Origin of the sequence: Blastopirellula marina, from assembly GCF_002967765.1 — a bacterium.
Taxonomy (GTDB): domain Bacteria; phylum Planctomycetota; class Planctomycetia; order Pirellulales; family Pirellulaceae; genus Bremerella; species Bremerella marina_A.
Genome location: NZ_PUHY01000012.1, coordinates 423,868 through 450,495, shown reverse-complemented (window position 1 = coordinate 450,495; position 26,628 = coordinate 423,868). Strand labels below are relative to the sequence as shown.

Sequence of the window (26,628 nt, the reverse complement as noted above, 5' to 3'; positions counted from 1 at the left end):
GAGTCGACGGGCGTTCGACAACGAAAAGTTGGTTCCTCGTCGGACACTGTCGCTGAGTATGCGGTTCGCTTCGGATGGAGCAGAAAAACGACCGCTAAACAGGTCGCTTCTTCCCAGAAACTAGTCGTTCGTATCAGAGGTTACCGGTTCTTCTTCCGGTTTCGGCGGTGGTGTTTCTTCAGCAGGCATAGGCGGACGTGGTCCACGTTCGCCTCGCATGCCAGGTCCACCGTTTCCTGGGCCGCCATCGCGACCTCGGCGATCAGGACCACCACGGCTCCCACGGTCTTGATCGCCACGGTGATCGGGACCTTGCCCCCGGCCGCCGTCTCCTCGACCATCACCACCGCGTCCTCGTCCATCGCCCCGAAGCCCGGGAGGTGGGCCAGGTGGACGGTTGCCCGCGAACCGTTTGCCATTCTCTTGACGATACAGCTTGCGAAGCTCGTAATCGAATCGTTCCGGCGAGTAACCAGCGAAGCGAGCTTTTTCTTTTTCAGGGAGCTGAGCGTAAAACTCTTTCAGTTTGTCGTCGTCGACATGGTTGCGGAACTGCGAGAAAACGGTAGCACGCATCAACGCCGCAAGCAGATCTTGTTGGCGGTCTGGCTCAGCATCCAGCTTCTTCTGGGTTTCTGCATCGAGCCGAGACTTGAGTTCGGCGAAGTCCGATTCGTTCGGCATCACATCGCGGATGCCTTCAACGCCAAACATGTTGAACCACAGGATGTAAACTTTGCGATTCTCGGAAAGCGATGGGTCCGAGAGACCTTCTCGTAGCCAATGCTTATGTCGGTAAAGTTCGTCTTCACTGGCCAGCACGCGTTCTTTTTCACGCACGAGCCATTCATCGATGATCCATTTGTGAATCGCATCGAACTCTTCCGCTTTGACCCCTTTCATGATGTCTTTCATGATGTTGAAGAAGCGACTCCGTTCCTCCTCGGCCATCAACTCTTTGATTTTGACGATTCGTTCTTGAATGGGCAATTCTTGCAACTCAAGCCGCTGGCCAGAATTGAGCGTCTTCAGCCAGTCGTAATAACGGTGCATCACCTGCCGCAGTTCTTCGCCATCGGATCGTTCTTCTAGCTGGGCATTCAGATTGAATAGTCGCTGACGTTCGTCGGCCGGAAGGCGATCGAAACGTTCCAGCTTATTGCGCAACGCCAACTTCTCGGCATCCGACATCGCGGCAATTCGTGCGGCTCGCTCCGATTTGGTTTCTTGGGCGTGACCGATAAGCGCGGTCAATAAAACGAGCGACGCAAAGCCGGCTACAACGGCACTACGATTCATCGTTGCTCTCCCCGGTGAACAGCCCTTCGTTCTTGAGGGCTTCCAAGAACTCGATGTCCTCAACCAGTTCGAGTTCGTCAACGTTCTCGATCACCGTCAAATTCTCGACGAGCGTCCGATCCGGTCTGTTCAATTGCCACTCGGTAACCAGATAACCGACGATTACCAGGGCGACCAAAGCTAGGGCGATACCCACCTTGCGCGCCGTCGCCGTGCGTCGCTTGCTCTCTTCGAATTGCTTCACCTCTTGCGATGCTTGCACGGTAATCATCTCGACCGTGGTGCGCACGAACTTCTCGTCATCAAGATCGACCTTGGGAAGCGAGTCGAGCATATCCCACGTACGATCGAGTTCGTCCAAGCGTTGGCGAAACGCGTCGTCATCGGCAAGGCGCGTTTCGACTAACGCCCTCTCCGTCTCGGAAAGTTCGTTATCGAGATACGCGGCCAAAAGCTCGTCGGTCTCGGTTTGTTCATCGGGATGGGCAGTGGGATCGATCATGGCTACGTCGCTAGATTACAAGGCGATCCATAACGAAGGGACTTGCGTCCCGTTCTTAGGGAACGGTTCCTTCCTGAAGGTAGGGCGCTAGAGCTTCCTTCAAGTTAGCTCGGGCCCGGGATAGTAGGGACTTGATGGCTTGGACCGACATTCCCATAGTTTCGGCAATGTCGTTGTAGCTCATATCTTCAAATTTCGAGAGCAGCACGGCCATGCGTTGTCGCTCGTTAAGTGACTGGACGGCTTGGCGAACGATGCTGCCCATTTCGGTCTTATCAAGTTGTCGTGTCGGCATCAGCCCGCTGGCCGCGGTCGCCATGCGTTCCAGCGGATCGGCCGGCTGCGAGCCCGACTGATCAGCCGAATTGATGATTTGGACTTCTTTCCGTCGCGCTAAGCTCCGCCGCGCATTGCTCGCCACGTTATTCACGATGGTGAACAGCCACGTCGAGAATCGTGAGCCTGGCACATACGTCTTGCGCGAGCGGTAAACGCGCATGAACACGTCCTGCGCCAAGTCTTCGGCGAGATCTCGTTTGCCGACTAGATGTTCCAATACGGTTACGACACGGCGTTGATATCGCAGCATCAGTTCCTCGAACGCTGCGGCGTCGTCATCGCGCACCAGGAGCATGAGCCGGACATCCGGATCTTGCAATTCGTATCTTCGAGCAGTCGATTCCGAAATCGACAAAGCATCTTCTCCGCGAGCCGACAGTTACCAGAGACAATAAGGTGCAATCGCTGATTTCAGTCTAGGGACTCATGTCGGCAAAAACTAGCAGCCCGCCCTTGGGAGCCACCACTCGTTGTGGTCCCCAGGGCGAGCTATCGATATGCATCGGTAGCGACATCATTGGGCAACCTTATTAGAAACCCCAAATTGGTTGTTAAGTTTCTGTGGAAGCTCTGTTGGACGATTTGAATTGTCAAAGTTGATTATTCCGCCTAAATGGGTGGTTTGTTGGTGGGGTATCGACAAATCACGAGATCAGACGACCATTAGCCTGCCAATTATTGGTAAGTCATTTTTTTTGGCACGGCTGTTGCATATATGTCTAGCGTCCTAACGGAAACTTTGACAGGGTCGTGACAGAGAAGAGGATCCTGGATAACAGGGGCCGGTAAAAAGAAGAGGCACACCGGTTTTAGGCCTTAATCCTTTAGAGGCATTGGGTTAAGGTCGCTCCGAAAGGATGATAAGAGGCTAGTGTTGGAAGGATCTCCCCCTTCCATCCCGAATAGAACAGGCGAGTTCATTTCTCAAAAATGACTCGCCTGTTTTATTTTGCGCGTTGCGAAACGATACAGTGTGCTTTTTTGCTACGCTCCGCATGGGGGGTCGTGTGATGCGAATCGCGATACCAAACCGAAAATCTGAAAATGAATGAAAAATTCAGTCGGTGGAAAAGAAGCAATAATCTTCGCGTTTCATGCGGAATATAGGGGTAACGGGGCGTCACTTTTCGTCATGAGAAGAAAAGTGGCAGAAATCTGCCCGAATCAGAAAATCCCCTGAGTACATTCAAAGTACATCACCGTTTATCCAGGTGAGTTACGACATTCTAACAATGTCTTGTCCCTTTTGTAACTCACGATGGACTTACTGATTTCGCTCGGAACTCCAGGTGCCAAGCGAAAGCTTTTCGCCGTCCATGAATGAAGTTGAAGAGGTATTCCTTATGTCACGATGGCAATTCTCTCCCGTCACATCCAGCCCGGTTGCTTTGGCGCTGACCTTTGTGTTGGCTGCAGGAGCATTTGCGGCAGATCGGTCTGAGGATTACGGCATACCTCAAGTCGCCACGATCAACGAGAAGATCCGTCTCGGCTGGGAAGATTATGGAATCTCCCCATCTCCGGAAGAAATCGACACCGTTTGGGCTCGTCGGTTGTTCCTCGATGTTTTGGGACGGGTGCCTTCGGTCGACGAACTGAATGAGTTCGCTCGCGATCGTTCGCGGGACAAAAAGAAGAATCTGGTCGATCGCCTCTTATTTGATGACAAATACACCGAAGAATACGCCCGTAATTGGACTACGGTCTGGACGAATGTCCTGATTGGTCGCAATGGCGGAACGGACAACAACTCGCAGATTAGTCGTCCTGGGATGCAGAAGTATCTGCGTGACACGTTCGCACGCAACACGCACTACGACAAAATGGTCGAAGAGCTGGTCAGTGCTACCGGTGCCAACACCCCTGGCATGCCTGGCTTTAACGGTGCTGTGAACTTCTACATGGACAAGCTAGACGAAGATGGTGTTCAGGCAACTGCCAAGACCGCTCAGATCTTCCTGGGTCTGCAAGTCCAATGTACTCAGTGCCACAATCACCCGTTCAACGAGTGGAAGCAAGAGAAGTTCTGGAACATGAACGCCTTCTTCCGACAAACTCGCGCCATGCGGGGCCAGATGCCTGGCAACGCCAACAATGGCATGCGGGCGATGACGCTGAACAACGTCGACTTCATGGGCGAAGGTCGTAATATCGACAACGCTGAGATTTACTACGAACTGCGTAATGGTCTCTTGAAGGTCGCTTACCCGGAATTCCTGGACGGCCAGAAAATTCCGACCAGTGGTCGTATCTCGCAGGTCAATCGTCGTGAAGAACTAGCCAAGTTCATCACCGAATCGGATAACCTGCAGGAAGCGATTGTGAATCGCTACTGGGGGCACTTCCTCGGCTACGGCTTCACCAAGCCGGTCGACGACATGGGGCCGCACAATCGTCCGACTCACTCAGAATTGCTGACCTACCTCGGTCAGGAATTGCGTGAAAACAGCTTCGACCTTAAGCAACTGATTCGTTGGATCGCACTGAGCGAAGCGTATAGCTTGTCCAGCAAGATCACCAAGAGTAACGCTCTGGATGATCCGACCGTAGGCGAGCCGCCGAAGTTCAGTCACTTCTATTTGCGACAGATGCAGGCTGAACAGCTGTACGAATCGCTGCTCATCGCAACCCAGGCCCACAAGACGCGGGGCAATTACGAAGAGCAGGAGAAGAAGAAGAGCGAGTGGATGCAGCAATTCGTTACTGCCTTTGGTACGGACGAAGGGGACGAAGCAACGACGTTCAACGGAACCATTCCACAAGCGTTAATGATGTTTAACGGCGACTTGGTGATGGATGCAGTCAGCACCAAGCCAGGAAGCTTCATTTACTCGATGGCAGCCGAGGGCCAGGATGGAAAAGAGGCGATCAATCACCTCTACATGGCCACCATCGCACGTAGACCGACTCGCAAGGAGTTGGAAGCTGCGAACTACTTGATTGGTATTCATAAAGGGAACACGGCGAAGGCACTGCAAGATGTCTTCTGGGCCCTGTTGAATAGTAACGAGTTTATCCTGAATCACTAAGAGTAACGACGAACTCCAACCCAGTAATCACCCAGAACACTGGCCCGAGTCGTCGGGCACCTTGATACAAAGGAACTTATCTATGAGTCTGCTGCCCGAAGGGATGACCCGACGTCACTTCATGTCTCACTTGGCGGGTGCCTCCGCCATGGTTGCTCCATCGTTGATGATGGGGAACGCCATCCAAGCGAACGCCCAGGAACTGCAGAAACGCGGTAAGAGCTGCATCATGCTGTGGATGGGTGGTGGTCCGAGCACGATGGACTTGTGGGACTTGAAGCCTGGGATGAACACCGGTGGTCCTTTCCGCCCAATCAGCACCAAGGGCGATATGCAGATCAGCGAACATTTGCCGAAGGTCGCCCAAGTGATGGACGAACTTTCGATCGTTCGCTCGATGAGTACTCGCGAAGCGGATCATGGCCGCGGTCGCTATTACATGCACACCGGTTACGTTCCGAATCCCAACATCGAACATCCTAGCTACGGCTCGGTGATCGCCCACGAAATGGCAACCGAACGCAGCGAGCTCGAAATTCCGCCGTTCGTTTCGGTTGGTGGTGGTAGCGTTGGTCCTGGCTTCCTCGGAATGTCGTGGGCTCCGTTCACCGTCAGCAGCAACGGGCAAGTTCGTAACCTTGGCGGTTTAAAGAGCTGGGGCAACGATACGTTGACCAGCCGCTTGGGCATGCTACAGATGATCGAAAGCGGTTTCGTCAGCCAAAATCGCGGTCCGGCTGCCGTGGATCACGCCAAGATCCTCGACAAGACCGTCAAGCTGATGAAGAGCGAACAAATGAAGGCCTTCCGAGTTAACGAAGAACCAGAAGAGATGAAGGAAATGTACGGCAACGATGGCTTCGGTCGTGGTTGCTTACTGGCTCGCCGCCTGGTTGAAGCTGGCGTTCCTTTCGTTGAAGTTGACTTGGGTGGTTGGGATAACCATCAAAACATCTTTAACACTTTGTCCGACAACAAGCTGCCGGTTCTCGACCGGGCGATGTCTGCTCTGGTCACCGACCTTAAGCAGCGTGGTCTGTTGGAAAGCACCACGATTGTGTGGATGGGCGAGTTCAGTCGTACGCCACGCATCAACGGTAACACCGGTCGTGATCACTGGGCTCGTAGTTGGAGCACGGTTGTCGGCGGTGGTGGTATCAAGGGTGGTCAAGCAATTGGTGCGACCAGCTCCGATGGTACCGCAGTCGAAACCGAACCATACAGTTCGGAAGACTTGATGGCCACCGTGATTCGTGCGATGGGCATCTCACTTGATACCACGTTCACCAGCAAGAGCGGTCGTCCGATGAAGATCGCCAACGGTGGTAAGGTGATTAAGGATTTGCTCGCTTAAGAAACCTCAAAAAGTTTTGTCCTGTGGGAATAACTTTCTCGCGTAAGAACGAAACTACTAATAAGCAAATGAAGTAAGACCCAAGGAAACATTCTTTCTGCGGGATCAAGCCTGATCGATGCGAAAAGATCAGGCATACAAACCAACGAAGCGCGACGGTCGAAAGCCCCTGATTACCTCGTGGTAGTAAAGACTTTCGGCCGTGTTTCGTTTCTTGAGAGGTCAACAAACGTTGATCAATTCACGCATTCTCTTGGCCGTGAATCCGTCGGTTGTGAAGCTGCATTTCTTCGTAGGCAACTCGCATTCGCTCTGGCATCCCGTCATAAGCCCAGCGGCGTAAGATCGTTTCGTCTTCAAACACGAGATGCTCAAGGAATGAAACATTGAGCGCATTGATAACTGCTGGCACGGCGTTGTCCCACAGTTCGATGAACAGTCGGCACGTGCGCTGGAAACCATCACAATCGTGCTCGTCGATTTGCTGTTGAGTAAGTCGACTGAATTCCGCGATTTGTAGATGCGTCAGTCCCTCGACAATTTCATCATGCAAAACGCTCGATAGCTGCGGGTAGGTCGCTTCGATCCGTTCGATTACCTCAGCGGCCGAAAGTGTCATTCGCTCTCGTTTCCACCTCAGGCAACAATATGCTCTTCTTGGTAGGACTTGCCCGGAATCTACGAAACGGTGCTCTTAGAACTAGCGACCGCTTGCAGGCGACCAGATTTTCGATCGCAGCACGCTTTCCACCAATGCTTCAACCGCAACAGTTGTACTCGCGGTGCGACCAACGGGTAGTGCGTCATTCGGCCGACTGTCGCAATCCGCGTCATCCAGCGGCGTTTTGCTTCGAACGAGCCTGGTCCCATGTCGAGATGCTTGTCGCTTCGATCAAAGCTGTCACGGATTAGCATCGCTGTCAGAACCGTGCCAAGGCCATGATGACGGGCCTCCGGCGCATCGCCGCGACGCAGGCCAAACACGCGACCATCGGAGACGTAGTTATAGCAAAAGCCCACCGGTCGATCCTCGAAATAAAGAATCGCCAGATCAAGCATGCCCAGTTCCGTTGCGGCGATGTGGCAATCTTTGATGTAAGAGCGAATCGCGCGATGCGAGATCGTCGTCCCCGTCGTCGAATGGCCTTGCCAACTTTGCTCGGCAATCCTGGTCGCTTGGCGAAACAAATCCCAACGTGGATCGCAATCGCCGACCAACTTACCTTGCGGACGGTATCGTTCCAATGTGACTCGATTTGTTTGCTCGAAACGCTTTAAGTTGCGGCGAATATCGGAACGAAGCTTTGGGCTTCGCGCTCGCAGGTATTCGTCCCAAGTTCCCTCGAAATCAATCAGGACTGTTTCGTTCCAAACCCCTTGATCGGCGGAATAGCCGGCATCGGCCATCGCCCCAGCCGTTAGGTTCAGCTCCAAATCGGATTCCGCTAACCAGCGAAAGTCGAGCATGTCCCAATCGCGCGGCGTCTCTTGAATATGCTGAAGTGCACGCCGCAGCGTCACTTGAGGATCCGCAGCCAACAAGCTGAAATGAGTGCCCCAGTCTGAAAGCGGATAAGTCAGCACACGCATGTTGCCCAAGCGAGTCGATTCGTTGACCACCACCAGCGGTACAACACCTACCAAGCGTTGATCATCCAGGACCAGCAGTACACGCAGTTTTTTGTCTTCGCGGAAGTGTTTCCAGTAGATCTGCAACCACTCAAGCGTTTGAAAGAAGGTTGCATCTTGGGTGGCTTCCCAAAGGCGCTGCCAGTTGCCTCGCACATGGGACAAAGCCTCCGGTTCGTTGATTTCCAATACGCGTAGCATAACGAGAATGCGTTCCGAAGAGATTGAGGGCGGTTTAGGCAGGCTCAAGTGCGCGAGGCTTGGACCTACTAAAAACCTATGCCGTAAATGGCAACTTGGTCGTCAAATGGTGGACGCAATTACCGCCGCAGTGGTGGATTACTGCCGTTAGAATCGTTACCGTCGGCAATGACCAAAAAAAGAGCCCGCCAACCTGTTTGGTTGGCGAGCTCTTCCTGGAAATTGGATTGTTAAGTAACTGCGGCAATACGGACTCATCGTTGCCCTGATTTATCGCCCGGTAAGACCGGGGCATCGGGGAACAGCGGAGGTCGGGTCGCGTCCGGCTGATCCCCTTCGCTTGATGTTGCCTGGGCGGAAGCTTCCTCGGTGGTCGATTCACCCTCTTCCGTTATCGCATCCGACTTGGTGTCTTCAGTGGAAGATACGTTTGCAGCAGCGTCATCGGCCGCCTCGCTCGCAGCAGGCGACGATTCGGTCGATTCAGCGATTGGCTGCTTACGAACCTCTTGAACCTCGGGGGCATGTGCGGTTTTCGATTTCGCCGCGCTATCCTTGTTCTTAGCGATGGCGACCGGTTGAGCCAACGCTTGCGTTGCCGCATCGACCGCACCCTTTTGATCCGGGTAAGACTGGTACAGCGAAATCACGCGTTGATAAATCTCACGGCCTTCCTTCTCCTTGCCGGACAGAATCATGTCTTGGGCTTGCGATATGAACTCATCAACAGATACCGACTGCACCTTATTCACGCCTTTGTGAAGCCGCAGGTTTTCAAGTCGTTCGATTTCGCGTAGAGCGATCAAACGATAAGGACGATTCTCGGTCGTTTCCGGAAGCTCCTGCACCATCTTGTCGAACTGATACCAAGCTCCCAAATGATTGCCATTGGCCTCCAAGGCCCGAGCATTGGCCAAGTGGTGTTCGGCCTCGTTGTCGAACTGTCGCTTAATCAAGCTGTTCTCCAAACGAGCTTCCGCACGAGCCATCTGGATCATATCGATGTCGTTCTGTGCCTTGGCGGCATAGGGACTTTCGGGATAGCGATCTACCAGAGGTTGCAAGTAATCCTTCTCGGCGATCCGCCAGTTGAGGCTTTCACGTGAGTCGACCAGCGGCTGAGCTTTGGCGTAGAGCTCTTCGTCCGACAGTGGGCGGAATGCCAAGACCAGCAGAGCTACGACAACGATCACTGCCAGTCCAATCCAGATCCGGCTATTTAGCAGCATGCTCGGTTCGTAATACTTCGGCTTATGCATCAGCTTTTCGGCTTCTGTACGATCGATACCGATGTCGATGATGCTTTCTCGGCCGTTGTTACCGGCCAACGCATGTTCTAAAGCGCTCATGCCACGGGCAACCGCGTCCTGAGACTCTTGCAGACCAGCTGCAACAGAATCGATGTCAGCTGGACGACGGTCAGGCATAACTTCGATCATCCTCATCACAACTCGATCGAGCCAAACGGGGCAATCAAGCTCGAGCGAAGCTGGTCGCTCTGGCAACTTCCACCGCTGCTCGCCGGTGGCGAGTGGATCGAAAGGAAGCTTGCCGGTGATCATCTCGTACAGGACGCAGCCCAGCGAGAAGATATCGCTCGCGTCGTCGACGTATTGCGGATCTTCGAATTGTTCTGGCGAGAGGTACTGCTGGCGATCTTTGGGGAACAACAACAGCGAAGAGCGTCGCCAGCGTGGATCTGCCCAGAAACTGGTAATCTGTACTTTCAACGGTTGGCGAGGATCTTTCAAACCCTCTCCGGAGAGCAAGATATGTGCTGGTCGGACGTCTAGGTGGTGAATGTTCAGATGGTGGGCAGCACTCAGTGCGGCACAAACTTGCAAGCCAATCTCCACCACGGTTTCCCAAGGGAGGGGACCATGCTGCTTCAGATATTGCTGCAAGCTGATGCCGTCGACGTAGTCGAGTGCGAAGAAGGGGATTCCCTGATCAATTCCAGCACCATGGTACCGGACGATGTTAGGGTGATTCATCTTCTGCAGCTGCCGGCTTCGTTTCTCTAAACGGCGGCGAGCACGGGGGTTTTCTGCGTAACGTTCTGGCAGGATGCAAACGACTGCCTGTCGCTTTTGTTTCAAATGGAAGCCATGAAACACGTGGCTATTCTGGTCGTTCCCGAGACGGTTCTCTAGGGCAAACGGACCCAGTTTGGATAACTCTGTCATCGATCGGTCCCTCAAATCGGTATGGCTAGCGAGGGTTTCGCCTACTATTGTGACGCGCGCTCTGTTCGGTTCGTTCGCCTCTTCCGCCAAAAGATTAAACAAAGCAAACCCCAAGCCAGATTCGAATAAAATCCCAAGATCTTCCCGTTAATTGATATAACCCGTTGTTTTCAAACGACTTCTTGCCGCAAGAAACTCTTTACCTAGCTTGACTTTCTTCCAACGTTATATGTCGATCTGAGAACTCTTGTCTCAAAATGAATCATTTTGATCCAGTGCGGTTTCTGTTGAGGTGATTGGCGAAAACTCGTAGAATCGCTCCGCTTGGGTCTGCAAATATCGAGCAGGCCCCCCATTGAAGTGGCCAAGTCAAGGAAGACGAGCGTCATGAATTCTCCCATTCGTCAGCAAGAGATCACCCCATCATCAACGCATTGGATTGCCCAAGGGCAATCGACTATCCGGCATGAAGCCGAGGTGATGCTGCGCGTGGCCGAGACCCTTGACGAGCGTTTCGCCCATGCGGTCGAGATGATGCTCAATTGCCAGGGCGACATCGTGGTATGCGGCATTGGTAAGGCAGGGCATGTCGGCACCAAGCTGGCTGCGACCTTGGCATCCACGGGAACACGGAGCCATTTCCTGCATCCCGCCGAGGCCATTCATGGCGACCTGGGACGTGTCGGCGATCGAGATATCGTACTCATGCTTTCGCAAAGTGGGGAAACGGAAGAGATCGTCCGGTTGTTGCCGATGATCCAAGGTCTCGGCGCCCCAATCATTGCGATCACTTCCTCGGCTCAAAACAGACTTGGTCAGGCCGCAAAGGTCGTCCTCGAACTGGGCGGTATTATCGAAGCTTGTCCTTTGAACCTCGCCCCGACGGCAAGCACTGCGGCCATGCTGGCGATGGGGGATGCGTTGGCGATCACGGTGAGTCAGCATCGCGGTTTCCGTCCAGAAGACTTCGCTCGCTATCATCCTGGCGGCAGTTTGGGACGGCGGTTGGCATTTGTGGAAGAAAAGATGCGTCCCTTGGCTCAGTGCCGCGTGGCTTCCGATCAGCTTACCATTCGCGAAGTCTTTCGTACGGTCCGCGTTACTGGTCGCCGAACAGGCGCCGTGATGTTGACCGATAGCGAAGGACGACTGTCCGGAATCTTCACCGATAGCGATCTGGCTCGATTGTTCGAGCAGGACGAACCGGTCGATATCGAACGCCCAATTGCCAGCGTAATGACACGTCGTCCGAAGACGACCACAATCGGAACGCGTTTTCAAGCGGCCCTCAACCGGCTGGCAGATGACAAAATCAGCGAGCTCCCTGTCATCGATCACGAAGGGCGACCGCTTGGTATGTTGGATGTAACGGATATGGTGGGGCACGTGCCGGCCGATACCGACACGCAGGACGAACCGGTCGGACCGCCGACTTTAAAAATCCGTTTTCCGAACCAAGACGAGCAAGGGGCGTAAATGAACCTGGAACAGAAATGCCAAGCCATCGAACTGTTGATCACCGATGTCGACGGTGTGTTAACCGACGGTGGTGTGATATTGAACAATGAAGGGGTCGAGTCGAAACAGTTCCACATTCGCGACGGATTTGGTCTTCGATTGTGGCGTCAGGCTGGCTTCAAATGTGGTGTGATCACCGGCCGGAATTCGCAAGTCGTGCGGCTGCGAGCCCAAGAACTCGGGATGGACATCGTCCGACAAGGGATCCAAGACAAAGCGACCGTGGCGGAAGAGTTGCTGCAAAAGTTTAACTTGCAGCCAAAACAACTTGCCTACGTCGGTGATGACTTGATCGACTTGGGAGTGATTCGCCTGGCGGGGCTGGGCATCGCCGTCGCCGATGCGGCGGACGAAGTGAAAGCAGCTGCCGACTACACTACCAAAACGCCCGGCGGCAAGGGAGCGATTCGCGAAGTGGTCGAATTGATCCTGAAGGCAAAGAAAGTCTGGAACGACATCATTCAAACCTACTAAGCTCGGAAGCATACGTTGGCCACCGCAGTTCAGGAAGATAACTGGCAACCACCCACATTCACCGCCCAAGCGATCCGCGTGGCGGCGGTGTTTGGTGTGATGGTGGCAATCACCGCGTCTTATCAAGCCGTTGTTGTGCCGTTGATGGAACCAGTGATTCTGGAGGACGACACCAAGACGACACTAATCACCGGCGACTTTCTAAATCAGCAGAAGCAAAAGCTGACGCAGTTCTTTCCCGCCAACAGCTGGCAGCTTGGTCGGACCAAAGTACTCGAGAGCAACAATATCATGCTCTTGATGAAAGACTTCCGTGAGGTCGGCAACAACCGTCTGGAACTCAAGCCTCTCACGATCATCGCCTTCGAGAACGAAGACGAAGAAGATCGTTGGAAAAAGCCTGTCGTGGTGCTGAATGCGGATTCGGCGTTGCTGCAATTCTCGGAACTGAATCTGGCGTTTGCCAAGTTTGGTGACCTGGTCGGTGGGCAACTGCAAGACAACGTGACCATCACGCGAAAAAGCCTCGACGGTAATCACGAGCCACTTGATATCATCACGTCCGATGTGCTTCTGGCAACTGACCGGATTGAAACGAAGAAGGATGTCCAGTTCTTAATGGGTAAGCATCAAGGAAGTGGTCGTCATTTGATCGCTCAGTTTGAAGAAGGTCCCAAACAGTCAGGGGCGAAAGGGCCAAACATTTCCGGTCTTTCGGTATTGGAACTGGTTCACGTCGACCGCATCTTGCTTTCGACAGAAGGACGTGGCTTGTTAGGAGACGACGCCGCGATCCCTGGCCAACGGCAGACGCCCAGCAAAATGTACGCTTCGGCTCCGGTCGAGATTAGTTGCAGCGGACCTTTCGTCTTCGATGGTACGCATCGCGTGGCAACTTTCCGTGATCAAGTGAACGTTCGTCGCCTCGTCGCCTCCGGCGTACCTGATTTACTGACAGCCGATCTTCTCGAGGTCTACTTTCAGCAGGACGAAGCTTCTGATTCACCCGCAGCTGCTGAGGCTGCCGCCTCGGGCAAGGAAGGGATGCGCAAGCTGAAGATGCAGCGTTTGGTCGCCGTCGGCAGTCCGTTCAACTTAACCGCGACCAGCGTTTCGGCCACGGCCAAGGGAAAACAACTGATCTACGATTTGATTCAAAAGCGAATCGAAGTTGTTGGCTCGCCGCTGGCCGTGCTGACGAAAGATCAATACCGAGTCGAATCGCCTCGGCTTCAATACGAACTGGGGCAAACCCCTTCGCATTTGGGACGCGTTTGGTCGGCCGGGCCGGGCGTATTCACCGGCAACCTAAATCAATCGAACCCGCAAGAGACGAGCCGGCTGAGCTGGCAAAAAGAGTTCCGTATCGAACCACAAAACGGTGAATATGCCGTGGCCATCGACGGAGGAGCTAGCGTCTCGATGGACGGTAAGGGGCAGATCGATGGCGACCAGTTGTTCGTCTACCTGCAAGACGTGACGCCACCAGATTCGAAGAAGCAGAAGCTGGTTCCGCATCGCTTGCACGGGATCGGTCATATTGCGATCGATACGCCGCAGTTAGTAGGTCGGACCAACGAAATCAAAACGTGGTTCGAGTTCGACGAACCACAATCACCGCCAGCACAAGCCCCGCTGGGCAACGAACCTGGCCGGTTGCCCGCTGCCGCGCAGTCAACGGTTGTTCAGCCGAGTGCGATTCCGGTTGCCCAAGGGACGGCTCAACCGGCGCCCCCTGCCCCGCGTGATTCTGTCGCTACGGCACCTCAGCAGCGAGCGCCAATCGGTCAGGCTCCAGCAACGCAAACGGCCGAGGAAGAAGATCCCACACGATTCCGACTTTCCGGAGAACTGATTCAGCTAGTGGTTCGTTTCGACGGAAAAAAGTCGCATCTCGAAAACGCCACCGTAACAGGTCAGGTCCAGTTGGCCGAGATGCCGGAAGGAGACCAGCTGATCGATCCGTTCATGGTCCGCGGCAACGTGGTGCAATTGCTACACGCCTCGGACAACAACGCCGAGATCCACGTGACCGGCCAGCCGGCGGTTGTTTCTGGACGTGGCTTGCAACTTTTCAGCGGACAGCTACGCGTCAATCAGCGCCAGGGACGCGTCTGGACGGAAGGTCCGGGGGAATTGATCTTCCCACTGGATCGTGATTTCCAAGGTCGCAAACTGGCCGTGCCGGAGTACTTCAATGTGCAGTGGCAAGGTAACCTCGAAGCACAGAACGATCAAATCACCTTCAATCGTGCCGTGCGAATCAAGGGCCGGCAAAGCCAGCTAACGACTGCCAAGCTGACGATCACTCTCAACCGACCAATCAGCTTCACCGATGCGGCACCGAACAAGGAACTAAGCGCCAAATTCGTCGAGTGCACCGGTGGCGTCCAGCTTTACAATCGCAACGTCGAGGAAGGCATTTTGCATTCGGTCGACGAGTTTGAGGGAAAGACGTTGTCGATCAATCAGGTTAGCGGCGACATACGTGCTCAAGGGCCGGGAGTTGCCAAATCGGTGATGGTGGGCAACTTCTCGAATCAGTTGCCAGGTGGGCAGCAAGCTCCTGCTGCTGCGCAAACCGAAAAAGGCCTGACCTACGTGCGGGTCGACTTCGTGAGCCACGTCAGTGGTAACATGCATCGCAAAGAGATCACCTTCCACAAGGTCGACCAAGCAGTTTACGGCCCGGTTATGTCGTGGGAAGAAGAGATCGATCGGAAGAACGTAGCGGCGATGAATCCATCAACTGTTTCGCTCCGCTGCGATCAGCTAACGATCGTCCAGCATCCGCAAAACTCGGACATGAAGGGTGCGGAGATCTTGGCATTGGGCAATGGCGAAGTCCAAGGAAGCATGTTCAGTGCCTGGGCCGATCGTATTAGCTATGCGACGGCGAAAGAGATGCTCACGATGAGCGGTAACGGTCGCAACGCCGTGCAGCTAACCTATCAGCAGCGAATTGGTGGAACGCGTTCGACCGCCACGGCTGGCAAGATTCAGTACTGGCCCAAGACACGTCAGTTCGAGCTGTTCGATGGAAAAGAGATTGGTGTTTCCGGCATCCCGGCGAACGATCTGAACATCCCCAAAATTCCAGGCTTACGATAGCCGACGACCCTTTATCGCGTCGGGTTCTCATACCAGATGACGCCCAGGTTATCGCGCTCTTCGCAGGTTAGCACATCGAGGTCGCCATCCTCATCCAGATCGATCAGTTGCAACAGATCGAACTTAATTCCTTCCTTGTAGCCGCTAATCGGGTGCGATGACCAAACACTGTTCTCCAACGATTGTCCTGGTCGGCGACTAAGCCACATCACGCCATGCTTCTTCTGGGAGTTCTCGCAGCTGAACACGAGGTCGATCGAACCATCGAGATCAATATCCGCTCCCTTCACCGATTTGCCAGTGCCGGTTCGTTCTGGCAAAGGGATCTCGATTGTTTCGAACTTGGGTGCCTCGCCGGTTCGGCGAAAGACTAGCAAACCGCCGTCCCGCGTCGCGGCCATAACATCGCGGCGGTTGTCTCCATCGATATCGGCAACATCGGCGAACATCACCTCGCGGTCGCTGCCGCCGATCAATCGTGCTTCGCCTGTTTCGTGGCTTGTCAGGTTCAGCCAATAAACTCCGCGTCGTGATCCTTTGCGATCGCTATAAAGCAAATCCTTCTGACCATCACTGTCGATGTCTTCGGCGATTAACGACATGATCCAGCCTGCGTCTGCCAACTTAGTCCAAACAAAGTTTGACGTCGCTGGGGCGTCAGATGGTCGAGCGAACTGGCCGATCGCAGCGTCTGGTCCTTTGGAACCTGCGATCAAGCGCAGCTTTTCTCCTTCATCACCAAGCCATGGTAGAACGAACATCCATTGGGCTTGCTGTTTGGATGATGTCAGGGGTTGGGTTTGCCATGCTTGCGGATCGAGGTAAGCACTTGGATCGGAAGGGGCGAGGTGCATGAAGACCGTTCGCTGCTTTCCTTCGCACGCCGAAACCACGTCGATCGCTCCATCGTCATTCACGTCAACAAAGACCGCATCCTCGGGGCTTTTCACTTTGCCCACCGTGACGGCCGGCCAAGGGGAAGTGACTTGGCCAGGACCAGGATGAAGATAAACGCGGACAACGCTCCCTTCTTCCCAGCCGACACATAAATCAAGTCGACCATCGCCATTGACATCAGCGGGACGCACGCCGTCGGCTCCCTGCGACGAGTCATCGATCGTGTGGCGAACCCATGGCTGCTGGGCGAAAAGCGTGTGCACTGGAAGGAGTAGGAGCAACAACAAAGTACGAAGCCGAGGCATGCTCAGATTACTCGCGAACGGGAGAGCAAATTGGGACATCATGAACCACCTGAACGGTAACCGAGCCAGTCGCGTCGGTCTAGCAATTCCGTCCGCGCATAAAAAATCCCCACATGAATCACGCGGGGATATTGAATCGGTTTGAAGCGCGGTTTTGACTCAGATGGTGACTAGACCAAACCCTTGCGAACTGCCCAGACAGCGGCTTGGGTGCGATCGGTCACGTCGATCTTGCGGAGGATGTTTTGAACATGCTCTTTGACCGTTTCGATGCTGATGCTTAGCGAGCGACCGATTTCGCGATTGCTCAGACCCAACGCCAAGTGACGAAGCACTTGCATTTCGCGATTGGTCAGTGGGAATTCGCTGTTCTTGGCATCGTGACGCTTGGCCATGGTGCCTTTAACACGCGCCATGATGCCGCCTTCGATTTGCTTACCACCAGTGGCCGCATGCTGAATCGCTTCGACGATTTGTTCGCGAGGCGAACCTTTCAAAACGTAATCAACAGCGCCCAAAGCGACACCACGTGCGACGTAGGTGGGGTTGTCGTAGGTGCTCAGCATGACGACTGGTGTACCAGGTGCGTCCGATTGAAGCTTTTCCAGTGCGGCCAAGCCATCCATTTCCGGCATACGGATGTCCATCAGGACAACGTCAGGCTTGTGTTGCAAAGTCTTTTCGATGGCATCGTTACCATCGACAGCTTCGCCAACAACGTTAATTTCGGTGCCACGAAACAGGCAGGCCAGTCCGCTACGGACGACCTCATGATCGTCGACGACCAAAACATTAATGGACATAGGAACCTCTCGAGTTGAATCAGGCATGGATGTTGTTAAAAGCGTGCCTAAGCAGCATCCCCCTACCCTATCGAGACCCCCATCATTTTTCCAAAATGTGGGTAATCTCTCTAACTGCCTATCGGCGATAACTTTGCGTCATCGTTAATCGCTTACTCGACATATTAACTGTCTCAAGAAGGTTTTCCAGTGCGGTGCCCCGAATCGCCGCTCTTTTTGCGTTGTTCCGCACCCGCTACACGGAGTAATTCTGCAGGTTTTAAACCAAACTAAGGGGAATTCTGCCGCCAAACCGAAGCTGCGGGTTACCGCAGTGGTAGGGTGTGTGCCCTGCTGAAGAGGTGTCCTAGAAATGCCACACTACGTTGACTTGGGTAAATACGTGACCTAGATAAACCTGTGGGAACGAAGTGCATGCGTTGTTTGTGCATCTTAAATCCGCTCCCCCAAGTTGTGTGATATTAAACCTGAGCATCTGCTGGACTGACTGGCTATGAATCAAGCCCAACTGCTACTTGTCGACGACGACCGCCATGTATTGGAATCGATGGGAAGTTGGCTGCGCGAAATCGGTTACGCCGTTGACCTCGCTGCCGATCGCGGCCAGGCAGTTGCCTTGCTGGATGCCAACCGTTACGACCTCGCGCTGGTCGACGTTCGCTTAGGCCCGGATGACGGGTTTGATGTGTTGCGTTATTGCCACACCCATTGCCCTGGCACAACCGTCATCATGATTACCGGTTATGGTACCGTTGAGACCGGGATCGAAGCGCTAAGGGCAGGTGCGTACGATTTGCTGACAAAACCGTTGATCGACGAAGAGCTCGAAATGGCCATCGAGCGTGCGTTGTCTCAACGGAAGGTAATGCAGGAAAACCAACAATTAAAGCAGCAGCTCGATCTGCGATTTGGCCTCGAAAATATTATTGGCCACGACCACCGAATGTTGCGCATTTTCGACATGGTGGACAGTGTTGCGGACACGCGAGCAACGGTTTTGATTACCGGTGAGAGCGGAACGGGTAAGTCGCTCTTGGCTCGTGCAATCCATCGTCGCAGCAATCGTCGCGACCAACCGTTCATTGAAGTGGCTTGTGGCGCGCTTCCGGAAGCACTGCTCGAAAGCGAACTATTTGGTCACGTTGCTGGTTCGTTCACTGGAGCAACCGGAAACAAAGTCGGTAAGTTCAAAGCCGCGGATAAAGGCACGATCTTCCTCGACGAAATCGGTACCGCACCGTTGGCCATGCAAGTGAAGCTACTTCGCGTTCTGCAGGAGCTTCAGTTCGAGCCGGTCGGAAGCACCGAGACCGAAACAGTCGATACGCGGGTGGTGCTGGCCACCAACGAAGACCTGGCCAACTCGGTCGAACGGGGCGACTTCCGCCAAGACCTTTATTACCGTGTGAACGTCATTAATCTCGAGCTTCCTCCACTTCGCGAGCGAATCTCCGACATTCCGCGTTTGGCGGATCACTTCCTGGCCGAAGTTTGCCAAGACACCGGTCGCCGCGTGCAGGGTTTCTCGGCGGAAGCCATTGCGGCGATGCAGCGTTACCGCTGGCCGGGCAACGTGCGTGAACTGCAAAACGTGGTCGAGCGAGCCGTGCTGCTCAGTAAGAACGAAGAAATTACGCCGGACGATATGCCTGCTTCGATTGCATCGGGGGCACCGGTGAGTGTCTCGCGTCGCACCGGCACCACACTCAAGGAAGCGCTCGAAGGACCAGAGCGTCAGATCATTCGCGAAGTGCTGGAATCAAACGGCTGGAATCGTAACGAAACTGCCGATCAACTCGGCATCAATCGCACAACGCTATATAAGAAGATGAAGCGATTGGGGCTAGAAGAAGTTGCCGGGCATCATCAAGCAACCTGAATGAGATCGAGGTGCCTTGCCCGGCTGAGTGATACCTCATCGTCACTGAGACGATTATGGGGCTGACGGTCTAAATTCGGTTTGCCGCTACGTTTGATTTCAATTAGCGACCGATTGCCGTGGCGATAGAGCGAATTTCTTTCCCTGATCAAACGTCTGAATGTTAGGCATCTTGCCGTCCGTTTGAGCCTGGACGACGATCACGAACGAGTCTCCCAGCACGCGACACTCGCGACCGTTCACTTCAATAGCTGTGGCTTCGTCGATTCCGACTCCGCAACGCTCTGGATGTTGGCTGACGGCGGTTAGCAAGCGGTTGATGCGGTTCCGTTTCAAGAAATGCTGATCGATAATCGCATCGGGAACCAGGTCGAAGCCTTGTTTGATTTCTGGGATGGGATTGCCGCTGGCGATCATCACTTGCGATTGAATCGCCGCTCCTGCTGACGTTCCGCCGATCACGCCGCCTCGTTCAAGCAAAGCAATAAGTTCTCGCTCGACCGCGGTCCCTTGATAGGCTGCGGCCAGACGCGACTGCTGGCCACCACCAATCCAGACCGCGGTCGCTTCTTTTAAAGGGGCCACAAACGTCGCGCTGTCGGCGACCTCCCGATCGGTGGTATGCAGAATGGCGATTTCCTGGATGCCTCGTTTCTTCCACATCGCTGCCAGTTCGTTGTCCGGTTTCGGGTTATCTGCCGCCGTGGGAATAATGACTAGGCGCGACTCCTTACCTCCTCCAAGCTCCACGAATCGATTGCTGATCGCATCCGGTAGACCACCTCCTCCTACGACTATCAACGTCCCCGGACGCATGTTTTCAGCGGCGCGAACGTCCATTGGGACAAATGACGAACAGCAAAGCGTCCAGGCAAAAATAACGAGAAAGGGGCGCATGAGGCAGGCTCGAAAGAGGGTTTTGGTCTTCATTGAAGAGACAGGCAGGTCTAATCGTGACCTCACCTATAGCAAGTTGAGACGCAGGGGGCTATTAAATTCGTCTCAGTAAAGTGGTAGACCGCGCAAACTGTTCATTTGGCGAGCCAGCGGCGCGCATGGAAGCAAGAAGTCTCGATAAATTCCGAGATCATTCACGAATTTCCGGCTAAGCGAACGTAAGCTCTTTTCTTCCCTTAATTACGGACGCTTGCAAACGCGGGCCGACAAACGAGCGCAGCGGTTCTCGGCGTTTTCCGTACCCTCCTCTGGTTGACCCTCTTTTTCCCGCAGTCGTATAATCCGGCTTTTCCTGCCTCGACGTATCCCATTGTCGTTGGAAGTAGTCGATGAAGATTCATGAGTTCCAGGCGAAGGAAATCCTTCGCCAAGCCGGGGTCGCCGTACCTCGCAGCATCGTTGCTAAGACCCCCGAAGAAGCAAGTGCCGCCTATACCGAGCTGGGTGGTAGCATCGCCGTGGTGAAGGCTCAAATCCACGCCGGTGGTCGCGGTAAAGGGACCGTGAAAGACAACGCCGACCAGCGCGGTGTGCAATTGGTGAAATCGGCCGACGAAGCCGCCGCCGTTGCTAAAGGCCTGCTGGGTAAAGAACTGGTCACCATTCAGACCGGTCCGGAAGGCAAAGTTGTCAACCAAGTCTTAGTGGAAGAAGGCTGCGACATCAAACGCGAGCTATACCTCGGTATCGTGCTCGATCGTGCAGCTAAGCTGCCAGTTCTGATGATGTCGAGCGAAGGTGGCACCGAGATCGAAGAGGTCGCCGCCCACACGCCAGAAAAGATCTTCAAAGAACACTTCAATCCGGCTCTCGGCCCGCAAAGCTACCAGATTCGCAAGCTTTGCAAGAAGCTCGAAATCTCGGGGCCAGCCGCTCGCAGTGCCGAAAAGTTCATCAAGGGTTTGTGCAAGGTCTACGTCGAAACCGACTGTGCCTTGGCCGAAATCAACCCGCTGGTCATCACCGGCGATGGGGGTATGATCGCCCTGGACTGCAAGATGACCTTCGACGAGAACGCGATGTTCCGTCACAAGGATATCGCCGAACTGCGTGACTTGAGCGAAGAAGAGCCAGCCGAAGTTCGTGCCGGCAATACGGGTCTCAGCTACGTGAAGCTCGACGGTAACATTGGCTGCCTGGTCAACGGTGCCGGCCTGGCGATGAGCACCATGGACATCATCAAGCTACACGGCGGCGAACCAGCCAACTTCCTGGACGTCGGCGGCGGTGCCAATGTCGATCAGGTCACCGAAGCGTTCAGCATTTTGTTGGACGACAAGAACGTGAAGGCCGTGCTGGTCAACATCTTTGGCGGCATCATGCGTTGCACGACCATCGCCAATGCTCTCTTGGAAGCTTACAAGAAGCTCGACTTCAATGTGCCTCTGGTCGTACGGCTGGAAGGTACTGAAGTGGAACAAGGCCGCCAATTGCTGGCCGATTCGGGCATCGACATCATCATCGCCGACGGTCTGACCGACGCGGCGAAGAAGGTTGTTGCCACCGTTGCCTAGTTCCTTGGGCGTCTTCACTGAACATTGAAAACTGAACACTGAAAACTTGCTATGAGCATTCTCGTCAACAAAGACACCAAGGTCATTTGTCAGGGCATCACCGGCAAGGTCGGCGAGTTCCACACCAAGGGGTGTAAGGAATACGGCACCAAGATGGTCGGCGGTGTTACGCCGGGCAAAGGTGGCCAGACCGTCGAAGGTTTGCCAGTGTTCGACACGGTGGAAGAAGCCGTGAAGGAAACTGGGGCGAACGCCACGATGATCTTCGTGCCTCCACCCTTCACCGCCGACGCCATTCTGGAAGCAGTCGACGCCGGGATCGAAGTGATCTGCGCGATCACCGAAGGGGTGCCGGTCCTCGACATGGTTCCTGTCTACGACATCGTCAAAAAGAGCAAGTCGGTCCTTATCGGTCCGAACTGCCCTGGCGTGATTACACCAGAAGAATGCAAGATCGGCATCATGCCGGGCTACATTCACAAGAAGGGCCCCGTTGGTGTGATGAGCCGCAGCGGTACTCTCACCTATGAAGCGGTCTGGCAGCTGACCAATCTCGGCCTGGGTCAATCGACCTGTGTCGGTTTGGGTGGTGACCCGATCGTCGGTACCTCGTTCATCGATTTGCTCGAAATGTATCAAAACGATGGTGCTACCGAAGCGATCATGATGATGGGCGAAATCGGTGGTACGGCCGAAGAAGAAGCGGCAGCTTACATCAAAGCCAACGTCGACAAGCCGGTTGCTGCGTTCATCGCGGGTCGCACGGCCCCTCCTGGTAAGCGAATGGGTCACGCTGGCGCGATCATCAGTGGTGGTAAGGGAACGGCTGACGAAAAGTTCGCTGCCCTGCGTGACGCTGGCGTCGAAATCGCGGAGAGCCCAGCGGACATGGGTACGGCCCTGAAGCGAGCCATCGACAACAAGAAATAAATCGCTCACCAAAGCGAGTTTCTCAAGAGTGGCCACGGACTTGTCTGTGGCCACTCTTTTTTGTGGCTGCGCCGCAACGTCCATTCTGCCGGTGAACCTTCATGAACTGGCCTCTGGGCATTCTGATTTCCCTCAGCGTGACGACCACCTTGGCGATCGTGCTGTTTCTGGTGATTTGTCCCACGGCGAATCTCGGAACGCGCCGTTTCCCCATGATCTGGACTTTCGCCCTGGTCACTTATCTGGCCTCGCTGATGGGAACTTGTGCCGGACTGTTGCAGTGAGACGTGCTCCGAAGGGAGCAACTGCAGCAGGAGCGGGAGGGGCAAATTCCTTAGCCAGTTAACTGTCGCCAACTTGTCGCCATGCAAGGCGACGCATTGTTGACCTAAAGAAGAGAAGAGAAGAGGAAAGAAAAGAAGAGAACAAGAAACCAAAGAGAGGGCGCCTGGCGGCGGCAGTCTTGGGTGTTTTGGGGGAAACGAGGAATTAAGGAAGATTCGGAAGCCGTGTCGATCGACGGGGCAGGGTCTGCAAGCAGTTTGCTCCGGCAGGAACGTAGCTTGTGGTACTTCCCTAAGCCGATTCCGCTGCGATGATTGGAGCAACTCGAACAGCTTTGAGACGATCTCTCGTCTTCCCATCCCCCATTGGGATGTGACACAATATCTGCGACCTAGAGTACCCCAGTGGCGTATCCATTGTATTGAGGTCGATGTCGAAACGAATTATCGGGGCTGTGGCGGAAATGGCCCCTTTAGATTGTGGCTAAGTAGCCGCACGTGGCACATTGTGGGAAGAAGACTGCTATAATGCGGTGATAGGCGGACCTTCCCTGCGGCATCTGTTTAAGCGAGACCATTGTGTCGGGAATGGAAAAAGGACTAGCAGTCTCCCCAGGCATTGCGATTGGGGTGGCGTACTGCATTCTTGAGATCTTCGTGAATCCGGATCGGAAACGTCTGGAAGAGCACGAAGTGAACAAGGAGCTTGCGCGCTACGAACAGGCTCGCGAACGGACGGCGGTCGATCTGGCGGCACTGCAAGCCAAAGTGGAAGAGCAGATTGGCAAGAACGAAGCCGCCATCTTTGCCGTGCATCAAACGATCCTCCGCGATCCGGCGTTCACCAATAAGGTGCGTCACTGGATTGTCGAGGAACGCGTGACCGCTGCCGGAGCGCTACATCGCTTGTTGGAAGAGTACACCTCGATCTTCTCGAAGACGGGGGACGAGTATCTTCAGGAACGGTTAAACGACATTCGCGACGTCGTGGTCCGGCTCAGCGCGTATCTGTCGGACGTCTTAAACGACAAGGAAGAATCGGGCCTCAGTGGTCCGCTGATTGTCATCGCCGACGAACTGTTGCCTTCTCAGGCAGTCGCCTTGGGCGAGGCGGACGTACACGGCATTGTCACGCAAGCAGGCAGCCAGACGAGTCATGCGGCATTGATCGCACGAAGTCGCGGTATACCGGCTGTCAGCGGCGTTTCCGGCTTGCTGAGCAAAGTGAAGACGGGTGACACTGTCGTGGTGAACGGCAGCGAGGGGATTGTTTCGATCAATCCCGAATCGGAAGAGCTGGCCGCGTACCGCAAGCTGGAACGGGAGTTCTTCGATTTAAAGGATCAGCTCGCCGCTAATCGCGATCAACCAGCCGTCACGCGCGACGGAACCGAGCTGAAGTTGTTGGCCAACATCAACAACGCTAAGGATGTCGAGTCGGCTGTGGCGATGGGGGCCCAGGGAGTCGGCCTTTACCGTACCGAGTACCTTTATCTGACGCACGAAAATGTCCCGGACGAAAACGAGCAGTTCGCCGTTTATCGCGAGATTTTACAGAAGTCGCCTCGTCATTACGTGACGATCCGCACGCTTGATATTGGCGGCGACAAGACGGTTGCGTATCTCGGGCACAACCACAACGAGGCCAATCCGTTCATGGGCTGGCGGAGCATTCGTCTATCGTTCGAGCACCCTGAGTTCTTCATGTCGCAGATCCGCGCGATCATGCGCTGCGCTGCCGAACTGAAGTCAGGCGAACCGGGTGAGGTGAACATGCTGTTCCCGATGATCACCAACGTCGAAGAGATGCGCAAAGCTCGGCACTTGGTTCGCAAGGCCGAGAAATCGCTCGACGAGCGTGGTATTCCGCGCGGGGAAGTGAAGGTCGGTATGATGCTGGAAGTGCCTGCCGCGGCGGTGGCGATCCATCACCTGCTGGAACTGGTTGACTTCGTTTCGATCGGTTCGAACGACCTGGTTCAGTATCTGACGGCGGCCGATCGCGATAATCCCAAGGTCAGCGGCCTCTGCCAACCTCTTTCGCCCGCTGTGGTGATCACGTTGAAGCACGTGATCGAGGCTTGCAATCAGGCCAACATTCCGGTCACGTTATGCGGCGAGATGGCCGGTCAGCCGCGGGCGTTCCTCCTGCTTCTGGGAATGGGACTCCGCAGTTTCAGTATGAGCCCGGCGTTCATCCCCACCATCAAGGAGTTGGCCAATCAAGCCACGGTCGAGCACGCCGAAAGGGTGGTCGAAAAAGTGATGGAGATGAAGACGACCAACCAAGTGAAGCGCTATCTTCGCATGGAATTGGAGGCGATCTCGCCTGATATCGCCCGTCTCGATACGGAATAGCCACCAAGTAGGTGTTTTGGTATCGATTTTGCTGAATGGGGGTACTGGGCTGCTTGGCGAGTTTGAGGAAATTTGTCGGCTGGGGCGGCCTGACGCGACTGGAGAGCTATACTTTCGCGTCCTTTGGTACTGAAAATAGATAGAAAGGTTTCCCCATGACTCCTTCCTCCCGCATGAATGTCCTGTGCAGCTTGGCCCTTGTTGGTGCGTTTTTGTTTGGTTTCCAAGCGACCAACTTGAATGGAATGACTCGAGCTGCCTATCGTTCGCACGTTCGCTCGATGCCACTGCTGGAACGCCCCAACCGTCCTGGTCACTTCTACGGCAACAATGTTCGCCGCGTGCACCACTGGCGACACGGCCGCTAAACCGGCCCGAGATTAAGCACCGATCACACGTAAGATGGCCACGTCGAGTCCGACGTTGGCCATCTTGGCGTTTCTTGACCTTCGACTTAGAACTGCTGCGGATCGCCACCGAGTCGATAGGTGGTGGTCTTGGGGGGAGCGATCACATAAGGTCGCTCGATCACACGTTCACGATAATCCCAGCCAGGATGAAGTACTTGAGGCGGAATCTGAGGACGGATCGGCACGGCAGCGAAGTCGGGATGGCGTCCGAAGTAGGGATCCAACAAGTCGTAGCCGTATAGGTCGTTATAAACGCGATCGAGGTTGTCCTCGACATTCCGCCAGTCTTGTCGTCGCGGATTGCCCTGCTTCCAGTCCGAAGCATTCTCGATGATATTCCGCGCTTGCTTGTAGTAAGCGATCATCGGATCGAAGCCACGCTGGAGGGCGTAGTAACTTCCCTGACGCTGTGCCAAGCGGGTGTACTTCTCTGAGTAGTTGGCCATCTCTTGCAAGGTCGAGTTGAGCGTTTGCATCCCCGTATCATGCGCGGCAAGTTTCTTGACCGAATGCTCCAGCGAAAGTGCATCGGCGGCCATGTTTCCACGCTGAATGAATATGCTTTGTGCCGAGGCCGATGCGGAGAACGAACCAATCATTAACAGGCCGGCAAGTAAGCTCAGCAGTGACGTCCGTCGAAACATGGGCA

Annotated in this window: 21 protein-coding genes; 11 read left to right on the top strand and 10 right to left on the bottom strand. The window is 54.6% G+C overall.

The window, feature by feature from the left end:
- Positions 1 to 120: 120 nt before the first annotated feature.
- The 3 genes from C5Y83_RS18185 to C5Y83_RS18175 are packed head-to-tail and all read right to left on the bottom strand — an operon-like array spanning position 121 to position 2,435.
- Complete coding sequence (locus tag C5Y83_RS18185; protein ID WP_105331179.1) at positions 121 to 1,299, bottom strand: hypothetical protein; 1,179 nt, start codon at positions 1,297 to 1,299, stop codon at positions 121 to 123.
- A complete protein-coding gene (locus C5Y83_RS18180) occupies positions 1,289 to 1,801 on the bottom strand; it encodes a zf-HC2 domain-containing protein (protein ID WP_105331178.1) in 513 nt (170 codons plus the stop codon). The genes C5Y83_RS18185 and C5Y83_RS18180 overlap by 11 nt, the downstream gene beginning before the upstream one ends.
- 55 nt (positions 1,802 to 1,856) lie before the next feature.
- Positions 1,857 to 2,435, bottom strand: a complete 579-nt coding sequence (locus C5Y83_RS18175; RefSeq protein WP_105331903.1) for an RNA polymerase sigma factor — start codon at positions 2,433 to 2,435, stop codon at positions 1,857 to 1,859.
- 1,048 nt (positions 2,436 to 3,483) lie between these two features.
- On the opposite strand from C5Y83_RS18175, the gene C5Y83_RS18170 reads away from it, so the two are divergent.
- Positions 3,484 to 5,169, top strand: a complete 1,686-nt coding sequence (locus tag C5Y83_RS18170; protein ID WP_105331902.1) for a DUF1549 and DUF1553 domain-containing protein — start codon at positions 3,484 to 3,486, stop codon at positions 5,167 to 5,169.
- Positions 5,170 to 5,251: 82 nt separating this feature from the next.
- The gene (locus tag C5Y83_RS18165; RefSeq protein WP_105331177.1) at positions 5,252 to 6,523 is read left to right on the top strand and encodes a DUF1501 domain-containing protein; all 1,272 of its coding nucleotides are present in this window, start codon (positions 5,252 to 5,254) and stop codon (positions 6,521 to 6,523) included.
- A 241-nt stretch (positions 6,524 to 6,764) separates the two neighbouring features.
- Here C5Y83_RS18165 and C5Y83_RS18160 read toward each other — a convergent pair whose 3' ends face one another.
- The 3 genes from C5Y83_RS18160 to C5Y83_RS18150 form a co-directional block, all read right to left on the bottom strand.
- Complete coding sequence (locus C5Y83_RS18160; protein WP_105331176.1) at positions 6,765 to 7,142, bottom strand: hypothetical protein; 378 nt, start codon at positions 7,140 to 7,142, stop codon at positions 6,765 to 6,767.
- A gap of 59 nt (positions 7,143 to 7,201) precedes the next feature.
- Positions 7,202 to 8,353, bottom strand: a complete 1,152-nt coding sequence (locus tag C5Y83_RS18155) for a GNAT family N-acetyltransferase (protein WP_105331175.1) — start codon at positions 8,351 to 8,353, stop codon at positions 7,202 to 7,204.
- 254 nt (positions 8,354 to 8,607) lie between these two features.
- Positions 8,608 to 10,539, bottom strand: coding sequence for a protein kinase domain-containing protein (locus C5Y83_RS18150; protein ID WP_105331174.1), 1,932 nt, complete (start codon positions 10,537 to 10,539; stop codon positions 8,608 to 8,610).
- 387 nt (positions 10,540 to 10,926) lie between these two features.
- Between C5Y83_RS18150 and C5Y83_RS18145 the strand changes: the two genes are divergently transcribed.
- Genes C5Y83_RS18145 through C5Y83_RS18135 form a run of 3 tightly spaced genes read left to right on the top strand, consistent with a single transcriptional unit; the run spans position 10,927 to position 15,642 of the window.
- Positions 10,927 to 12,015 (top strand): SIS domain-containing protein, encoded by a 1,089-nt coding sequence (locus C5Y83_RS18145; protein ID WP_105331173.1) that lies wholly within the window; start codon positions 10,927 to 10,929, stop codon positions 12,013 to 12,015.
- Positions 12,016 to 12,531: a KdsC family phosphatase gene (locus C5Y83_RS18140; protein WP_105331172.1), complete on the top strand. Its 516-nt coding sequence runs from the start codon at positions 12,016 to 12,018 to the stop codon at positions 12,529 to 12,531.
- A gap of 15 nt (positions 12,532 to 12,546) precedes the next feature.
- Positions 12,547 to 15,642, top strand: coding sequence for a hypothetical protein (locus tag C5Y83_RS18135; RefSeq protein ID WP_105331171.1), 3,096 nt, complete (start codon positions 12,547 to 12,549; stop codon positions 15,640 to 15,642).
- An 11-nt stretch (positions 15,643 to 15,653) separates the two neighbouring features.
- Here the strand turns inward: C5Y83_RS18135 and C5Y83_RS18130 are convergent, their stop codons facing one another.
- Both C5Y83_RS18130 and C5Y83_RS18125 read right to left on the bottom strand, forming a co-directional pair.
- Entirely contained in the window at positions 15,654 to 16,844 is a 1,191-nt protein-coding gene (locus tag C5Y83_RS18130) for an FG-GAP repeat domain-containing protein (protein WP_158262405.1), read from the bottom strand.
- Positions 16,845 to 17,014: 170 nt separating this feature from the next.
- Positions 17,015 to 17,647 (bottom strand): response regulator, encoded by a 633-nt coding sequence (locus tag C5Y83_RS18125; protein WP_105331169.1) that lies wholly within the window; start codon positions 17,645 to 17,647, stop codon positions 17,015 to 17,017.
- Positions 17,648 to 18,140: 493 nt separating this feature from the next.
- Here C5Y83_RS18125 and C5Y83_RS18120 point away from each other — a divergent pair, with 493 nt between their 5' ends.
- The gene (locus C5Y83_RS18120) at positions 18,141 to 19,526 is read left to right on the top strand and encodes a sigma-54-dependent transcriptional regulator (RefSeq protein ID WP_105331168.1); all 1,386 of its coding nucleotides are present in this window, start codon (positions 18,141 to 18,143) and stop codon (positions 19,524 to 19,526) included.
- A 99-nt stretch (positions 19,527 to 19,625) separates the two neighbouring features.
- On the opposite strand, the gene C5Y83_RS18115 is transcribed toward C5Y83_RS18120, so the two are convergent.
- Complete coding sequence (locus C5Y83_RS18115; RefSeq protein ID WP_158262404.1) at positions 19,626 to 20,423, bottom strand: cyanophycinase; 798 nt, start codon at positions 20,421 to 20,423, stop codon at positions 19,626 to 19,628.
- Between the two features lie 389 nt (positions 20,424 to 20,812).
- On the opposite strand from C5Y83_RS18115, the gene sucC reads away from it, so the two are divergent.
- From sucC to C5Y83_RS18090, 5 genes are all read left to right on the top strand, one after another.
- Entirely contained in the window at positions 20,813 to 21,997 is a 1,185-nt protein-coding gene (gene sucC, locus C5Y83_RS18110) for an ADP-forming succinate--CoA ligase subunit beta (RefSeq protein WP_105331166.1), read from the top strand.
- A 51-nt stretch (positions 21,998 to 22,048) separates the two neighbouring features.
- A complete protein-coding gene (gene sucD / locus C5Y83_RS18105; RefSeq protein ID WP_105331165.1) occupies positions 22,049 to 22,927 on the top strand; it encodes a succinate--CoA ligase subunit alpha in 879 nt (292 codons plus the stop codon).
- A 101-nt stretch (positions 22,928 to 23,028) separates the two neighbouring features.
- On the top strand, positions 23,029 to 23,211 hold the full coding sequence (locus C5Y83_RS18100; RefSeq protein WP_105331164.1) for a hypothetical protein: 183 nt from the start codon (positions 23,029 to 23,031) through the stop codon (positions 23,209 to 23,211).
- A 588-nt stretch (positions 23,212 to 23,799) separates the two neighbouring features.
- Positions 23,800 to 25,569, top strand: a complete 1,770-nt coding sequence (ptsP, locus tag C5Y83_RS18095) for a phosphoenolpyruvate--protein phosphotransferase (RefSeq protein ID WP_105331163.1) — start codon at positions 23,800 to 23,802, stop codon at positions 25,567 to 25,569.
- A 155-nt stretch (positions 25,570 to 25,724) separates the two neighbouring features.
- Positions 25,725 to 25,937, top strand: a complete 213-nt coding sequence (locus C5Y83_RS18090; protein ID WP_146117821.1) for a hypothetical protein — start codon at positions 25,725 to 25,727, stop codon at positions 25,935 to 25,937.
- An 86-nt stretch (positions 25,938 to 26,023) separates the two neighbouring features.
- Here C5Y83_RS18090 and C5Y83_RS18085 read toward each other — a convergent pair whose 3' ends face one another.
- On the bottom strand, positions 26,024 to 26,623 hold the full coding sequence (locus C5Y83_RS18085; protein ID WP_105331161.1) for a hypothetical protein: 600 nt from the start codon (positions 26,621 to 26,623) through the stop codon (positions 26,024 to 26,026).
- Between the last annotated feature and the right edge of the window lie 5 nt (positions 26,624 to 26,628).

Bases quoted from the DNA above. Each gene is read 5' to 3' on its own strand.
- sucD (WP_105331165.1), top strand. From the start codon at position 22,049: ATGAGCATTCTCGTCAACAAAGACACCAAGGTCATTTGTCAGGGCATC.
- C5Y83_RS18100 (WP_105331164.1), top strand. From the start codon at position 23,029: ATGAACTGGCCTCTGGGCATTCTGATTTCCCTCAGCGTGACGACCACC.
- C5Y83_RS18155 (WP_105331175.1), bottom strand. From the start codon at position 8,353: ATGCTACGCGTATTGGAAATCAACGAACCGGAGGCTTTGTCCCATGTG.
- ptsP (WP_105331163.1), top strand. From the start codon at position 23,800: ATGGAAAAAGGACTAGCAGTCTCCCCAGGCATTGCGATTGGGGTGGCG.
- C5Y83_RS18160 (WP_105331176.1), bottom strand. From the start codon at position 7,142: ATGACACTTTCGGCCGCTGAGGTAATCGAACGGATCGAAGCGACCTAC.
- C5Y83_RS18175 (WP_105331903.1), bottom strand. From the start codon at position 2,435: ATGCTCCTGGTGCGCGATGACGACGCCGCAGCGTTCGAGGAACTGATG.
- C5Y83_RS18165 (WP_105331177.1), top strand. From the start codon at position 5,252: ATGAGTCTGCTGCCCGAAGGGATGACCCGACGTCACTTCATGTCTCAC.
- C5Y83_RS18145 (WP_105331173.1), top strand. From the start codon at position 10,927: ATGAATTCTCCCATTCGTCAGCAAGAGATCACCCCATCATCAACGCAT.
- sucC (WP_105331166.1), top strand. From the start codon at position 20,813: ATGAAGATTCATGAGTTCCAGGCGAAGGAAATCCTTCGCCAAGCCGGG.
- C5Y83_RS18120 (WP_105331168.1), top strand. From the start codon at position 18,141: ATGAATCAAGCCCAACTGCTACTTGTCGACGACGACCGCCATGTATTG.
- C5Y83_RS18090 (WP_146117821.1), top strand. From the start codon at position 25,725: ATGACTCCTTCCTCCCGCATGAATGTCCTGTGCAGCTTGGCCCTTGTT.
- C5Y83_RS18140 (WP_105331172.1), top strand. From the start codon at position 12,016: ATGAACCTGGAACAGAAATGCCAAGCCATCGAACTGTTGATCACCGAT.
- C5Y83_RS18180 (WP_105331178.1), bottom strand. From the start codon at position 1,801: ATGATCGATCCCACTGCCCATCCCGATGAACAAACCGAGACCGACGAG.
- C5Y83_RS18130 (WP_158262405.1), bottom strand. From the start codon at position 16,844: ATGCCTCGGCTTCGTACTTTGTTGTTGCTCCTACTCCTTCCAGTGCAC.
- C5Y83_RS18150 (WP_105331174.1), bottom strand. From the start codon at position 10,539: ATGACAGAGTTATCCAAACTGGGTCCGTTTGCCCTAGAGAACCGTCTC.
- C5Y83_RS18125 (WP_105331169.1), bottom strand. From the start codon at position 17,647: ATGTCCATTAATGTTTTGGTCGTCGACGATCATGAGGTCGTCCGTAGC.
- C5Y83_RS18185 (WP_105331179.1), bottom strand. From the start codon at position 1,299: ATGAATCGTAGTGCCGTTGTAGCCGGCTTTGCGTCGCTCGTTTTATTG.
- C5Y83_RS18170 (WP_105331902.1), top strand. From the start codon at position 3,484: ATGTCACGATGGCAATTCTCTCCCGTCACATCCAGCCCGGTTGCTTTG.
- C5Y83_RS18115 (WP_158262404.1), bottom strand. From the start codon at position 20,423: ATGCGCCCCTTTCTCGTTATTTTTGCCTGGACGCTTTGCTGTTCGTCA.
- C5Y83_RS18085 (WP_105331161.1), bottom strand. From the start codon at position 26,623: ATGTTTCGACGGACGTCACTGCTGAGCTTACTTGCCGGCCTGTTAATG.